This window comes from Streptomyces sp. NPDC047453, assembly GCF_040643155.1.
Taxonomy (GTDB): Bacteria; Actinomycetota; Actinomycetes; order Streptomycetales; family Streptomycetaceae; genus Streptomyces.
In genome coordinates this window covers 76,579-90,783 of record NZ_JBEYTS010000014.1, presented here as the reverse complement: position 1 = coordinate 90,783, position 14,205 = coordinate 76,579, and the positions used below count along the sequence as shown (strand labels likewise).

At 71.5% G+C, this 14,205-nt stretch carries 13 protein-coding genes; 3 read left to right on the top strand and 10 right to left on the bottom strand.

The genetic code is table 11. From position 1 onward, the window contains the following. Nucleotides 1-109: 109 nt before the first annotated feature. A complete protein-coding gene (locus tag ABZ818_RS15665; RefSeq protein WP_361414493.1) occupies nucleotides 110-2,461 on the top strand; it encodes a ribonucleoside-diphosphate reductase subunit alpha in 2,352 nt (783 codons plus the stop codon). Next, nucleotides 2,461-3,474: a ribonucleotide-diphosphate reductase subunit beta gene (locus ABZ818_RS15660; protein WP_361414491.1), complete on the top strand. Its 1,014-nt coding sequence runs from the start codon at nucleotides 2,461-2,463 to the stop codon at nucleotides 3,472-3,474. The genes ABZ818_RS15665 and ABZ818_RS15660 overlap by 1 nt, the downstream gene beginning before the upstream one ends. Here ABZ818_RS15660 and ABZ818_RS15655 read toward each other — a convergent pair. Next, nucleotides 3,387-3,641, bottom strand: a complete 255-nt coding sequence (locus tag ABZ818_RS15655; protein ID WP_361414489.1) for a hypothetical protein — start codon at nucleotides 3,639-3,641, stop codon at nucleotides 3,387-3,389. The two genes, ABZ818_RS15660 and ABZ818_RS15655, sit on opposite strands and share 88 nt — an antisense overlap. Before the next feature lie 93 nt (nucleotides 3,642-3,734). On the opposite strand from ABZ818_RS15655, the gene ABZ818_RS15650 reads away from it, so the two are divergent. Next, nucleotides 3,735-4,700: a helix-turn-helix domain-containing protein gene (locus ABZ818_RS15650; RefSeq protein ID WP_361414487.1), complete on the top strand. Its 966-nt coding sequence runs from the start codon at nucleotides 3,735-3,737 to the stop codon at nucleotides 4,698-4,700. 21 nt (nucleotides 4,701-4,721) lie between these two features. On the opposite strand, the gene ABZ818_RS15645 is transcribed toward ABZ818_RS15650, so the two are convergent. From ABZ818_RS15645 to ABZ818_RS15605, 9 genes are all read right to left on the bottom strand, one after another. Further along, nucleotides 4,722-6,095, bottom strand: coding sequence for a cytochrome P450 (locus tag ABZ818_RS15645; protein WP_361414485.1), 1,374 nt, complete (start codon nucleotides 6,093-6,095; stop codon nucleotides 4,722-4,724). Beyond that, nucleotides 6,092-7,177 (bottom strand): epi-isozizaene synthase, encoded by a 1,086-nt coding sequence (gene cyc1 / locus ABZ818_RS15640; protein ID WP_361414483.1) that lies wholly within the window; start codon nucleotides 7,175-7,177, stop codon nucleotides 6,092-6,094. The genes ABZ818_RS15645 and cyc1 overlap by 4 nt, the downstream gene beginning before the upstream one ends. Nucleotides 7,178-7,466: 289 nt before the next feature. Beyond that, entirely contained in the window at nucleotides 7,467-8,117 is a 651-nt protein-coding gene (gene def / locus ABZ818_RS15635; RefSeq protein WP_361414481.1) for a peptide deformylase, read from the bottom strand. A 162-nt stretch (nucleotides 8,118-8,279) separates the two neighbouring features. After that, complete coding sequence (locus ABZ818_RS15630) at nucleotides 8,280-9,260, bottom strand: hypothetical protein (protein ID WP_361414479.1); 981 nt, start codon at nucleotides 9,258-9,260, stop codon at nucleotides 8,280-8,282. 105 nt (nucleotides 9,261-9,365) lie between these two features. After that, a complete protein-coding gene (locus ABZ818_RS15625; RefSeq protein WP_361414477.1) occupies nucleotides 9,366-10,604 on the bottom strand; it encodes an HD domain-containing protein in 1,239 nt (412 codons plus the stop codon). After that, nucleotides 10,601-12,034 carry an HD-GYP domain-containing protein gene (locus ABZ818_RS15620; RefSeq protein WP_361414475.1) on the bottom strand — a complete coding sequence of 478 codons (1,434 nt, stop codon included), beginning with the start codon at nucleotides 12,032-12,034 and terminating at the stop codon, nucleotides 10,601-10,603. Before ABZ818_RS15620 ends, ABZ818_RS15625 begins: the two co-directional genes overlap by 4 nt. Nucleotides 12,035-12,270: 236 nt before the next feature. Then, on the bottom strand, nucleotides 12,271-12,582 hold the full coding sequence (gene rsrA, locus ABZ818_RS15615) for a mycothiol system anti-sigma-R factor (protein WP_361414473.1): 312 nt from the start codon (nucleotides 12,580-12,582) through the stop codon (nucleotides 12,271-12,273). Beyond that, a complete protein-coding gene (gene sigR, locus ABZ818_RS15610) occupies nucleotides 12,579-13,274 on the bottom strand; it encodes an RNA polymerase sigma factor SigR (RefSeq protein ID WP_361414471.1) in 696 nt (231 codons plus the stop codon). The genes rsrA and sigR overlap by 4 nt, the downstream gene beginning before the upstream one ends. 255 nt (nucleotides 13,275-13,529) lie before the next feature. After that, nucleotides 13,530-14,165: an alpha/beta family hydrolase gene (locus ABZ818_RS15605; RefSeq protein ID WP_361414616.1), complete on the bottom strand. Its 636-nt coding sequence runs from the start codon at nucleotides 14,163-14,165 to the stop codon at nucleotides 13,530-13,532. Between the last annotated feature and the right edge of the window lie 40 nt (nucleotides 14,166-14,205).

Here is a 14,205-nt window from a genome sequence, read left to right as displayed (position 1 = left end):
CCTGACGTCCGGGCCTCGTGGAATGGGCCGGTGGACGCGGCGCCGCGTGCGCTCGTGTGCCGCCCCCTGCCCTCGGCGAGGCCCCGTGCCGAGCGAGGGAGAGCTCCACGTGACCATCGCGCCAGCAGACCCGGTTTCAGTCACAGCTCCGGAAACCGACGGTCCAGGTGCCGTACTGCTGCGGACCCTGACCGAGCTGACCGCCGACCTCCCCGACGCCGACCCCGGCCGGGTCGCCGCCGCCGCGCTGCGCGGCCGGTCGGCGCGGGCCGACGAGGCCGAGTTGCGCGAGCTGGCCACGGAGGCGGCCGCCGGGCTCATCTCCGAGGACCCCGCCTACTCCCGGCTCGCGGCCAGGCTGCTGACCCTCGCCGTCCGCGCCGAGGCCGCCTCCCAGGGCGTCGCCTCCTTCACCGACTCGGTCGCCGTGGGGCATCGCGAGGGCCTCATCGCCGACCGGACGGCCGAGTTCGTACGCGCCCATGCCGACCGCCTGGACGCGCTGATCGACCGGGCCGCCGACGACCGCTTCGGCTACTTCGGCCTGCGCACCCTGCACAGCCGGTACCTGCTGCGGCACCCGATCACCCGCAAGGTGATCGAGACGCCGCAGCACTTCATGCTGCGGGTCGCGGCGGGTCTCGCGCAGGACGCCACCGCGCGGTCGGTCGACGAGGTCGAGGCGCTCTACGGGCTGATGAGCCGCCTCGACTACCTGCCCTCCTCCCCCACGCTCTTCAACTCCGGGACGCGTCACCCCCAGATGTCGTCCTGCTACCTGCTCGACTCCCCCAGGGACGAGCTGGACTCGATCTACGAGCGCTACCTCCAGGTCGCCCGTCTGTCCAAGCACGCCGGCGGCATCGGCATCGCCTACTCCCGCATCCGCTCCCGCGGTTCGCTGATCCGCGGCACCAACGGGCACTCCAACGGCATCGTGCCGTTCCTGAAGACCCTGGACGCCTCGGTGGCCGCCGTGAACCAGGGCGGCCGGCGCAAGGGCGCCGCCGCGGTCTACCTGGAGACCTGGCACTCGGACATCGAGGAGTTCCTGGAGCTGCGCGACAACACCGGCGAGGACGCCCGCCGGACGCACAACCTCAACCTCGCGCACTGGGTCCCGGACGAGTTCATGCGCCGGGTGAACGCCGACGGGCAGTGGTCGCTGTTCTCCCCCGCGGACGTGCCGGAGCTGGCCGACCTGTGGGGCGAGGAGTTCGACGCCGCGTACCGCACCGCGGAGGCGCGGGGCCTGGCGAGGAAGACCATGCCGGCCCGCGACCTGTACGGCCGCATGATGCGCACCCTCGCGCAGACCGGCAACGGCTGGATGACCTTCAAGGACGCCGCCAACCGCACCGCCAACCAGACGGCACAGCCCGGCCACGTCGTCCACTCCTCCAACCTCTGCACGGAGATCCTGGAGGTCACCGACGACGGCGAGACGGCGGTGTGCAACCTGGGTTCGGTCAACCTCGGCGCGTTCGTGGCCGGCGGGGACATCGACTGGGAGCGGCTGGACGAGACCGTCCGCACCGCCGTCACCTTCCTCGACCGCGTGGTGGACATCAACTTCTACCCGACCGAGCAGGCGGGCCGCTCCAACGCCCGCTGGCGGCCGGTGGGCCTGGGCGCCATGGGCCTTCAGGACGTCTTCTTCAAGCTGCGGCTGCCCTTCGACTCCCCGGAGGCGAAGGCCCTGTCCACCCGTATCGCCGAGCGGATCATGCTCGCCGCGTACGAGGCGTCGGCCGACCTCGCCGAGCGCGAGGGCCCGCTGCCCGCATGGGAGAAGACCCGTACGGCCCGGGGCGTGCTGCACCCCGACCACTACGACGTCGAGCTGACCTGGCCGGAACGCTGGGCGGCCCTGCGCGAGCGGATCGCCGCCGTCGGCATGCGCAACTCGCTGCTGCTCGCCATCGCCCCGACCGCCACCATCGCCTCGATCGCGGGCGTGTACGAGTGCATCGAGCCGCAGGTCTCCAACCTCTTCAAGCGCGAGACACTCTCCGGGGAGTTCCTTCAGGTCAACTCGTACCTGGTGAACGATCTGAAGGCGCTCGGCGTCTGGGACGCCCGGACCCGCGAGGCGCTGCGCGAGGCGAACGGCTCGGTGCAGGACTTCGCCTGGATCCCCGAGGACGTGCGGACGCTGTACCGCACGGCGTGGGAGATCCCGCAGCGCGGCCTGATCGACATGGCCGCGGCCCGCACCGCGTTCCTGGACCAGTCCCAGTCCCTGAACCTGTTCATGGAGACGCCGACCATCGGCAAGCTCTCCTCGATGTACGCCTACGCCTGGAAGCAGGGCCTGAAGACGACGTACTACCTGCGCTCCCGCCCCGCGACCCGGATCGCGCGGGCCGCCCGCGCCACTGTCCCCGTCCAGGCGACGCCGGACCCCGAGGCGGTCGCCTGCTCCCTGGAAAACCCCGAGTCCTGCGAGGCCTGCCAGTAATGACCAGCGAGACCAAGAACCTGCTCGACCCCGGCTTCGAGCTGACGCTCCGTCCGATGCGCTACCCGGACTTCTACGAGCGCTACCGGGACGCCATCAAGAACACCTGGACCGTGGAGGAGGTCGACCTCCACTCGGACGTCGCCGATCTCGCCAAGCTGAGCCCCGCCGAGCAGCACCTGATCGGACGGCTGGTGGCCTTCTTCGCCACCGGTGACTCGATCGTGGCGAACAACCTGGTGCTCACGCTCTACAAGCACATCAACTCCCCTGAGGCGCGCCTGTACCTGAGCAGGCAGCTGTTCGAGGAGGCCGTGCACGTCCAGTTCTATCTGACGCTGCTGGACACCTACCTCCCCGACCCGGAGGACCGCGCCGCGGCCTTCGCCGCGGTGGAGAACATCCCCTCCATCCGGGAGAAGGCCGAGTTCTGCTTCAAGTGGATGGACTCGGTGGAGAAGCTGGACCAGTTGGAGACGAAGGCGGACCGTCGGCGCTTCCTGCTCAACCTCGTCTGCTTCGCCGCGTGCATCGAGGGCCTGTTCTTCTACGGTGCCTTCGCCTACGTCTACTGGTTCCGCAGCCGCGGCCTGCTGCACGGTCTTGCCACCGGCACCAACTGGGTGTTCCGCGACGAGACGATGCACATGTCCTTCGCCTTCGACGTGGTCGACACCGTGCGCAAGGAGGAGCCGGACCTCTTCGACGACGACCTCCAGCGGCAGGTCACCGACATGCTGCGGGAGGCCGTCGAGGCCGAGCTCCAGTTCGCGCGCGACCTGTGCGGTGACGGCCTGCCGGGGATGAACACCGACTCGATGCGGCAGTACCTGGAGTGCGTCGCCGACCAGCGCCTGACGCGCCTCGGCTTCGCTCCGGTGTACGGCTCCGAGAACCCCTTCTCCTTCATGGAGCTCCAGGGCGTTCAGGAGCTGACCAACTTCTTCGAGCGGCGCCCGTCGGCGTACCAGGTGGCGGTGGAGGGAACCGTCGACCTGGACGAGGACTTCTGAGCCTCGTCGCCGCTCTCGCGGCCCTCCTGGTCCTCGTGGGCCTGACGGATCCGGCGGTCGGCACGTCGGTCGTGGACGATGCCGACCACCGACGGCAGGACCATGAGGACCAGGAGTCCGAGGACGACGAGCATCGAGATCAGGCCTTGCGTCTGTGTCGTAGTCATGGACACCAATGTCGCGCTGAACGCTCCTTACCGTGAGTGGCAGGACTGCCGTACACCTTCAAAATCCTGCCACCGCGGGGGCACACTGGAGCCATGCTGAAAAACGTGGCCACCGTGCTGCTGGACGGAGTGCACCCCTTCGAACTCGGCGTGGTCTGCGAGGTGTTCGGACTCGACCGCAGCGACGAGGGGCTGCCGGTCTACGACTTCGCGGTCGTCTCCGCGGAGGGCCCGGCGCTGAGCACGCATGTCCCCGGCCTCACGGTCTCGACACCGCACGGCCTGGACCGGCTGGAGGAGGCCGACCTGATCACGGTGCCGGCCGCGGACGCCATCACCTCGCGCGGCTACCCGCCCGAACTGCTGGACGCGCTGCGCCGGGCGGTGGACAGGGGCGCGCGAGTGCTCAGCGTCTGCTCGGGCGTCTTCGTGCTGGGCGCCGCCGGCCTGCTGGACGGGCGGCGCTGCGCGGCGCACTGGAGGCACGCGGACACACTGGCCCGGCGCTTCCCGCGGGCGATGGTCGAGCCGGACGTGCTGTACGTGGACGCGGACCCGGTGATCACCTCGGCCGGCACCGCCTCCGGCATCGACGCCTGTCTGCACATCGTGCGCAAGGAGCAGGGCCCGGAGGTCGCCAACAAGATCGCCCGGCGGATGGTGGTGCCCCCGCACCGCGACGGCGGGCAGGCCCAGTACGTCGAGCGGCCACTGCCGAAGTCCTCCTGCGACACGGTCGGCCAGGTGCTGGTCTGGATGGAGGAGCACCTGGACCAGGAGGTCACCGTCGAACAGCTCGCCGCCCGCGCCCATATGTCGCCGCGGACCTTCGCCCGCCGCTTCCAGCAGGAGACGGGTACCACTCCGTACCGCTGGCTGCTGCGCCAACGCGTGCTGCTGGCACAGCGGTTGCTGGAGGCGACGGACGAGACCATGGACACGATCGCGGACCGCACGGGGTTCGGCACCGCGGCGGCGCTGCGGCACCAGTTCGTCCGCGCACTGGGCACCACCCCGAACTCCTACCGGCGCGCGTTCCGGGGCCCGCAGGCCGCCTGAACGCGCGCCGCGCCGCTCACTTCACCTGAGCACCGGCCGCACCAGCATCTTCTGCGGCCGCAGGGTGATACCGACCCGGGGCGTGCCGTCCGACCCGGGAACCTCCTCGAAACGGAACTTCGTCGCCACCGCGGCGGTGAACAGACTCAGAAGCGCCATCGAAAAGTGGTCGCTGGGGCACTTGCGGTTACCCACACCGAACGGGCTCATGGCATATTTCGGTACGTCCTTGGCCCGTTCGGGAAGCCAGCGGTCCGGGTCGAACTCCAGGTTGTCCGGATACGAGCGCCGATCACGCTGGACGGCGTAAGGGCTGTAGATGATGTCCGCTCCGGCCGGAATGCGATAGCCACCGAGTTCGGTCCCGGTCACCGCCCGCCGCGTCAATACCCATACGGCGGGCCGCAAACGCATCGTCTCCACGACGACATTGTTGGTGTGCGTGAGCCTGCGGACGTCGTCGAATCCGACGGGGCGGCCGCCGGTCACGGATTCGACCTCCGCGCGGATCCGGTCGCCGTGTTCCGGGTGTATCGCGAGCACCCGGAGCAGCCACATGATCGTGGCTCCCACCGTTTCGCTGCCCGGAGTGAGTATCGCGACCACCTGGTCGTGGATCTCCTGCTCCCCGATGGGCTCGCCATTGTCGTCCTTCGCCGTCAGCAATGCCGTCAGCAAATCGTCCGGATGCCGGCCGGAGGCCCGGCGCTCTGCGATGATCTCGTCGACAAGGAGATGCAGATCGGCCAGCGCGCGGTTGAATTCGCGGTTGGCCGGCAGCGGCAGCCGGTACAGCGGCCCGAGCGGCACCACCATCCGCTGGTACATCCCGCGGAAGACGGTGGCCAGCGCGTCGCACAGCCGGTCGGCGCACTCGTCCATGTACTGGCCGCGCAGCAGGCAGCGGGCGGCGATGCGCACGGCGATCCGGAAGGCCTCCGAGGCGCAGTCGATCGTCTCCCCGGGCCGCCATCGCTCGGTCAGCGCGTGCGCCTCCTCCTCCATGACCGGCCCGTAGGCGGGGATGGCGTCGAGCCGGAAGGCGGGCTGGATGGTACGGCGCTGGCGCCGGTGCAGCGCGCCGTTGGAGGTGGCCACCCCCTCCTTGCCGACCAGGCCCTCCAGGGACTCCCACAGCGGGCCGGAGATGATGAACTCGGGGCTGAGGGCCACCTCGCCCGTGAGAGCGGGCGTGGTGACCGCGTACACCGTCTTCGGGCCGAGCCGGAGCCGGACGACGTCGCCGTGGTCGCGCAGTTGGGACATGAAGGCCAGCGGATCGCGGACCAGTCTCAGACCGTGGCCGAGAAGCGGCACCCCGCCCCCGGCCACCGGTGGCTCGTGCGATCCCGGGGCGTTGTGCCGGGTTTCCGACCGCACTGATTCGGCGGTCATTTCCCACCCGCCCCTTCGTCGTCGACGTACGGGGGTGTGGCCGGGTCCTCCCAGCTGTCGACCATGTACCGGCCGGACTCGTGGTGGAACCAGTAGACGGAACTGAACCAGTTCCGCATATTGCCGAGGCAGGCCCTTACGGCGACGCTGAGCTCCTTACCCCGTACCGTGCCGTCCGCGAGGCCGTCGGCGAATCGCAGTCCCTCCTGTTCCGCGAGCAGGAATTCGGATACGCACCCCTCGATGCGCCCGCGCATTTCCGCGATCGCCTCCTCCAGGCTCAGCCCGTCGTGTTTGACGAGACTGATCCCGAGATTGTGCACCTCGTCGCCCGCTATTTCCTTGGGCAGTGAGCACAGATCGTTGTACCAGGCGGCGAATTCCTGACTGACCAGCGCCGGACGCCGGTACGCGGGATTCTTCCGGACGGCGTCCGGGAGTTCACAGCCGGCGCTCGACTCCAGCAGGTCGGTCCAGATCCAGTGGGCGAAGGTGAAACGGCGCAGCGCGAGGTATTCCTCGACCGTGGGCACAACGTCTCCGACGCGGTTCTGGAATTCCCGGTCGTAGGCGTCGATCACCGCGTGGAAGTGCCGCGCGAAGCGGGCGTTCCACCGCGCCGACCGGAACGAGTAGAAGCGCAGCACACTGTCCGCGAACCCCGCGACCAGGGCGTCCTGGTGGTGCAGGTGGTCCTGGGGGGAATCCAGGGCCGTGTGCAGCGCGTGGCACAGCCGCTCCCAGGCGGCGGGCCGGCCGTGGACGACGTCGCGGTCCTGGCGGTCGTCCCAGAGGAAGAACCACGCGCTGAAGTCCGCTATCGCCTGGAGCACCTCGTCGGGGGCGCCGATGAAGTACCCCGCCATGAGGTCCGTGTAGCACAGGCTGTCGACGTGTTCCTCCACCTTGTCCGCGGGCATGAGCCGCTTTTCCAGCAGCCAGCCGCGTGTCTTCTCCTGGAGTTGGGGCCAATACCCGTGCACCTGCCTGGGAAACTCGGCCTCGATCACCGGAAGTGCGAGCGATGGTGGGACTGCGACCGCTGTCGTCGTCGGTGTGGTGCTGTATGGGAAAGCTGGCACGAACAAACCCCTCTCAGCCGCCGGTGGCGCACGCCCTTCCGCCGTGCCGGGCGCACGCCGTCGCGTATCCCCGCACCCCCATTCAGCACCACAACTGACCGTCCTGGGAATGGATTTGCTCCATTCATCACCCCGGGATGCCGAGAATCTCCCCTTGTGTGACTGATTACGAATCACCAGAAGCGCACAGAGGATCGAGTGGGTGAGGACACAAGTACGGCGCCCGACCGGACGTTCCGGTCGGGCGCCGTGTGCACGGGCCATGCGCGCCCCAACGGGCGGCAGAGGCTCAGTCGTTGGCGACCACGGGGTAGCGCGGCTCGCTCTCGGCCATCTGCCGCAGCGCGTCCTTGCGCTCACGCTTGGAGAGCCGGTCGATGTAGAGGTAGCCGTAGAGGTGGTCCGTCTCGTGCTGGAGGCACCGCGCGAAGTAGCCGGTTCCCCGCACCTTGATCGGGTTGCCCTGCTCGTCCTGCCCGGTCACCTCGGCGTAGTCGGGGCGGGCGAGCGGAGCGTAGGCGGTGGGCACGGACAGGCAGCCCTCGTTGCTGTCGTCCAGCCGGCGCCGCTCGGCGGGCAGCTCGACCAGCCGGGGGTTGCAGACGACCCCGGCGTGCCGGGCGCCCTCGTCGTCCGGGCAGTCGTAGACGAAGACCTTCAGGTCCACGCCGATCTGGTTGGCGGCCAGGCCCACGCCCTCGGCGGTGTGCTGGCTGGCGAACATGTCGGCGACCAGCTGCTGGAGCTCCTCGCCGAAGTCGGTGACGTCCCTGCACTCCTTGTGCAGCACGGGGTTCCCGACGACCGTGATGGGCCGGGAGGTGCCGCGCTCACGCCAGGCCGTCTCGCGCTCCTCGCAGTCCTCCGTGTCGACGACGTACCCCTCGTCGTCGACGGGGAGCACGCCCGCGTGCTGCTGATCGGTGTCCTGCTGCGCCATGACCGACGTACGCCTTCCTGACAAGAACGAGGAGTGAATTCTGATACAGAGTACGGGGCCCGCGCCCCCGACCCGGCCCAGGAGTGTCCGATATGCGACTGTGCCGGGAGGACTCGGCCGGCCACGGCGGACCCGCCCGGGGCCCTGAGCGGACCGGCGTCCTCAACAGACCTCTTCCAGGTCCCGCCAGTCCCGCGAGTCCGGGCTGTCGGCCACCCACCCGTCCAGCAGCCCGCGGACCAGCGACGCCGGAGCGGCCACTCCGCACTCCCGTTCCGGCACCCACAGCTGCCCGTCGGTGCGGTGCCCGAGCGGTCCCGGGTGCCCCGGCTCACTGTGGTCGTGCGGGTCGAGGTGCACGCCGTCGCCCTCGTCGGACGGCATCCGCGACTCCGAGCACATCCGGCACAGCAGCCGTACGGACGACGACCAGTCCTCGGCGGCGAAGCCGGCGTCGGCGGCGAGCTGCTCCAGCGCGTCCCGGTCGGCCTCGGTGGCGGCCTCGAGCAGGACCACCCAGGTGGGCACCGGCGAGGGCGCCCACAGCTCGATCTCGTCGAACACGGGGTAGGTGTGGCCGACCGCGGTGGTCCGCTCCCCGTGGGGCACGCCGTCGTGCAGCACGACCTCGCCCCAGCGCCGCCCCGAGGAGGGCAGCGGGATGGACAGCACCTCGATCCGGGCCGGGTCCAGGCGCCGGCCCCAGACCACCTCGGCCTCGCCCTCCGGCGACAGCCGCACGGCCGCGCTGCCCAGCTCCATGCCCATCGGCTCCCCGGCGGCGGCCGCGCTTCCGGGCACCTTCAGTCCGTACGCCTGCCAGGCCCGCCGGGCCAGTGGCCAGTCCTGGAGGGCGGTGGCGGCGATGCCGACGTTCCACCAGTCCGGCGCCCCGGTCTCCTTCTCCAGCAGGGCCACGGCGCGCAGGCCCGCCGCCCTCGCCTGCTCCCAGTCGTGCCGGAACTTGTGCAGCAGGGCGAGGTTGAACCAGGACTCGGCCAGCCAGGGCTCCAGATCGGCGGCGCGTGTCAGCAGCGCGCCCGCGTCCTCGTACCGGCCGTCGCCGATCAGCGTGAACGCCCGGTCGGTGGCCTGCCGCCAGGAGGCGGAGGGCCGGTGCCGTCCCTTGCCGAAGATCCTCACGATTCCCGCCTGCCAGTTCCGTCGAGTGGGTCGGCTTCTGCCCCCGGACACCCTCTCATTCGCATCCAACCACGTACGACTGGAGGGACGCTCATTACCCATGGGTTACCCCTCGGCGGGAAGGGTCAGGCGGTCCCGCGACAGCACCCGGCCCAGTGACTCCACCACCTCGGGGGCGTACGCGCCGGCCCCCGCCAGCCGCAGTTCCTCCAGGGCCGTGAGCGGGCCGCCGGGCCCGGCGTCGCGGGCCTTCTCCTCGTAGGCGTTGACCGCCCGCACGATCCGCGCGGGCAGCGGCTGCTCCGGGCAGGGGTCGGCCTGCCGCTCCACCACCACCGCGACCCGGGCGTCGACCCCGGTCTGCCGCACCACGGCCCCGCCGAGCAGCGCGATCCGCCGCTGCTCCTCGGCGGGCAGCCCCGCGGTGGCCCCGGCGGGCACCGGGTCGACCAGGCTGAGCTGCCCGATGTCGTGCATCAGGGCCGCGTGCTCCAGGACGGTCAGCTCCGGTTCGGTCAGGCCCAGGTCCCGGCCCACGGCCCGGCTGAGCGCGGCCACCCGCCGGGCGTGCCCGGCCGGGGTGTACCCGGCGACCTCGGTGGCCCGGGCCAGGGAGGCGATGGTCTGCCGATAGGTCCTCCGCACGGCCGCGTACCGTCTGAGGGACAGCTGGGTGAGCAGCAGCGGCAGCGAGAACACGGGCAGCGCCCACAGTCCGGCCACGGCGACGGCGAGGGCCATGACCGCGCCGGTCGCGCACACCGCCGAACCGATCCCGAGCAGGCTTCGCAGTTCCTCCCGCAGCAGCGGGCCGAACGGCCACCGGGTGCGGCAGTGCGCCTGCACGGCGGCGAGCACGGCGCCGCACAGCGCGGTGAGCACCAGGAGAGCGAGCAGCAGCAGGGCGTACGCCGGACCGACCCACCCCCGGAACGCCCCTTTGCCGTAAAGGGGTTGGAAGCAGACGGCGGCGAAGGCGACGGTGAGGATCCGCCGCACCAGGTGGTCGAGCGTCCGCCCGCGCCCGCGCGCGATGTGCGGCACTCCGCCCAGGAGGCAGGCGGCGAGCACCACGGCGACGACCTGGAAGGCGCCGTGGTGGCTGGGCAGGCCGGCGTCCTCGCCCAGCAGGGCGTACGACAGCGCCCCGGCTGCGCCGAGCGGCGCGGCCTCCCGGGCCTCGGACCCGGTCCACCGGGTCAGCTCGCCGACGAGGACCAGCAGCCCGAAGGCGAGGGCGGCCCCGCGCTCCTCGAGGCCGGTCCACAGGGTGACGGCGAGGGACAGCAGGGCGACCAGGACCGCCGAGCCGCGGACGAGGAGCAGCAGGAGGGACCGGCTCATCGACGGGCTTCCGGCCGGCCGCCCGCGGACCGCCCCGGCGCGCCGCCGGGGCCACCGCCCTCGGGGGCGTGCCGCGCCGCCGGAACGACGGGCGCGTCCTCCGCGCCGCCGAGAGCCGCCGCCGTCGGGCCCGTGGTGCCGGGGACGGCACGGAACGGTGCCGGCGGGGCGACGGGCGTACCGTCCTGCGCGGTCACGGCCGGGTGCCAGCCGTACCGGTCCAGGGCCCGGACCAGCGCCGTGACCATCCGCGGGTCGAACTGGCTGCCCGCGCAGCGCTCCAGCTCCGCCAGCGCGGCGGGCACCGGCCGGGCCCGCCGGTAGGACCGGGTGGACGTCATCGCGTCGAAGGCGTCCGCGACGGCCACCACACGTGCGCTCTCCGGGATCTGACCACCTGCCAGTCCGTACGGGTAGCCGCCTCCGTCGAGCCGCTCGTGGTGGTGCAGGATCGCCGAGCGCGCCTCGCCCAGGAAGGAGATCCCGCGCACCATCTCGTGCCCGTACTCGGGGTGCAGCTCGATCACGCGCCGCTCCTCGGGGGTCAGCGGCCCGTCCTTGCGCAGCAGCCGGGTGGGGACGCCCAGCTTGCCCACGTCGTGCAGGATGCCCGCGAACCGCAGCACCTCGACCCGCTCGTCGTCCATGCCGAGCTCGCGCGCGATCAGCATGGAGGCCTGCCCCACCCGCTCGCTGTGCCCGCGCGTGTAGCCGTCCTTGATGTCGACGGCCTGCACCAGCGCGCGGATGGTGGCCCGGTGCGCGGACCGCTCCCGGTGGTACTGGGCGTACACCCAGCCGGACACGCACATCGGCAGCAGCACGAGCAGCGCGGCGACCGGACCGTAGGGGCTGAGCCACAGCACGGCCATCATCAGCCCCGCGAGCCCGTGCACCGCGATGGGCGCCGGCGACCGGGCGAACAGCTCCTGCCAGGCGCGCCGTACCGGCACGTGCTCGGCGAGCGCGAGAACCCCGCCGTCCAGCGCCGTCAGCACCAGGCAGAAGGCGAGCACGGCGGCGCCCGCGGGGAGGAGGACATAGGGGAAGTCGCACCCGCCGACGGCGTCCCGGCCGCCCAGCGCCCCGTGCACCCGGGCGGCCGCCCACACCGCGAGGGCGAGCTGCGCGGCCCGCCAGATCCGGCGCAGCCCCTCGGGCCGCCGTCCGGCGCGGGCGAGCAGGACACCGGGCAGCGGGACGAGCGCGGCGGCGGGCGGCGGCAGCAGGAAGACCGCCGCGAGCAGTACGGGGTAGAAGGGTCCGGCGAAGCCGAGCCGGGCGAACTGCCTGCACCCGGCGTACAGCGCGGTGAGCAGGGCGACCGCCCACCAGGGGGTGGGCGTCACCGGCAGCGGCAGCAGACAGGCCAGGGCGCCGAGGACGGTACAGGCGACGTACGCACGGGCCCGCGGTGGAACCGCCTCCATGCCGCCCCTCCCCCGTCATGCCTGTCCAGGGTGGGAGCGTAGGGCGCACAGCCGGGAGTCCACGGGCCGAAGACCCGGGGATTAGCACGTTCGGGTGAAGAGCCTCCGGGTGGGTGCCCGAAGCGGGTCCGCACGCATGTCCGAGGCGCGTCCGACGTCTGTGCGAGCGCCGGGTGCGGGCGGTGGGTGCGAGGGGTGTCCGGCGGGGCGCCGCGCGGGCGTCCGCGCGCGGCGGCTCAGGACTCCTGCGGAGTCACCGGTGCCGCGGTCACGTCGTGCTCGGGGACGGCCTGGCCGGAGCGGATCAGATCGAGCCGCCCCATGACCTTGGCGCGCAGGTCGGCGGGGACGTCGTCATGCCCGCAGCACCGCTTGACCAGTTTCTTCACGGCCTGCTCAAGGCCGTACTTCTCGAGGCACGGCGAGCACTCCTCGAAGTGGTGCTCGAACTTGGTGCGATCGACGTCCGGCATCTCACTGTCGAGGAACTCGTAGAGGTGGTCGAGTACCTCACTGCAGTCCGTCTCGTGCGGGTCTCCGCAGCTCATGAGCCCGAGCCTTTCGCTTCGTTCGACTCTCCGGCGCCGGCCGGGACCAGTCCGCGCTCGCGGGCGTAGTCCTCGAGCATGCCGCGGAGTTGACGGCGGCCCCGGTGCAGCCGGGACATCACCGTCCCGATGGGTGTCCCCATGATGTCCGCGATCTCCTTGTACGCAAAGCCTTCTACGTCCGCGAGGTAGACGGCGATGCGGAATTCCTCGGGGATCGCCTGGAGCGCTTCCTTCACGTCCGAGTCGGGCAGGTGGTCGAGCGCCTGCGACTCGGCGGAGCGCAGACCGGTCGACATGTGCGACTCGGCACGGGCGAGCTGCCAGTCCTCGATCTCCTCGGCGGCACTGCGCTGCGGCTCGCGCTGCTTCTTGCGGTAGGAGTTGATGAAGGTGTTGGTGAGGATCCGGTACAGCCACGCCTTGAGGTTGGTGCCCTCGCGGAACTGGTGGAAGGACGCGTACGCCTTGGCGTACGTCTCCTGCACCAGGTCCTCGGCGTCGGCCGGGTTGCGCGTCATGCGCAGGGCGGCCGAGTACATCTGGTCGAGGAATTCCAGCGCGTCCCGCTCGAAGCGCGCGCTGCGTGCGGCCGTCGACTCCGCGGATGCGCCCACGCCCGTGCCCCGGCCCTCGGGCTGCTCCGCCTGGCCGTTGTCGGTCCCTGCGTCGGTACCGGGAACCGGACCCACCTCCTCAAGCGACGTCGTGGCACCGAATGCGGTTCCACTCGAATCGGAGGATAGACGACGACGCGTGCCTGCCGCCGCTCGAACAGGAGCGGTCCTCGCCGCGTGCAGCACCGTCCAGTCCAGGTCAGTGCGGCTGCTGCGGCTCGGGCAAACGGTCGAACCCATGCGGCGGACTTCCTCTCGTGTGACGTCGGCGCCGCTGAGCGGCACTACTGACCGGCTCAACAGCGGCGGTCCGCCAGGCATTCCCGGGGGTCACGGGAGTGACGCGATCCACTGGGCGACGCTCTCGGTGATGATCTCCAGGACCTGGTCCTGCGTGATCCCCGCCCGCTTCGGCACGACGAAGCCGTGATCGCCGTACGGCACCTCGACGAGCCGGTAGGGACCCTCCGGGAACTCCCCGGGCCTGCCGAACGGGTCGTTGCCGCCCTGGACGACGAGCGTGGGCACCCCCGCGCCGAGCAGCTCGTCGGCGCGGGACTTCTCGGGCCTGCTCGGCGGGTGCAGCGGGAAGCTGAGGGCGAGCACGGCGTGCGCGCCCAGCTCGGCCGCCGTACGGCAGGCGACACGTGCCCCGGCGCTCCGGCCGCCGGCGACCACCGGCAGCCCCGGCCCGGTGACGGCGGGCCACAGGCCGCGCCAGCCGGCGTCCAGCGTCCGCGGCGCGGGCGCCACCTTCTTGCCGGCCACCCGCCAGGGCTGCTCGACCAGTGCGACGGTGACCCCGTGCCCGGGGAGTGTGCGCGCCAGGGCCTGGAGGTCGCGGGCCTCGACGCCGCCGCCGGCTCCGTGGCTCACGGCGAGCACCAGACGTGACCCGTGGGCCCGGTGCCAGGTGATCCGGGCCGCGCCCGCCTCCGTCTCGACGATCTCGCTCACGTCGCTCATGTCGTTCCCGTCGGCTGCGTCACTCACGTCGCTCAGGTCG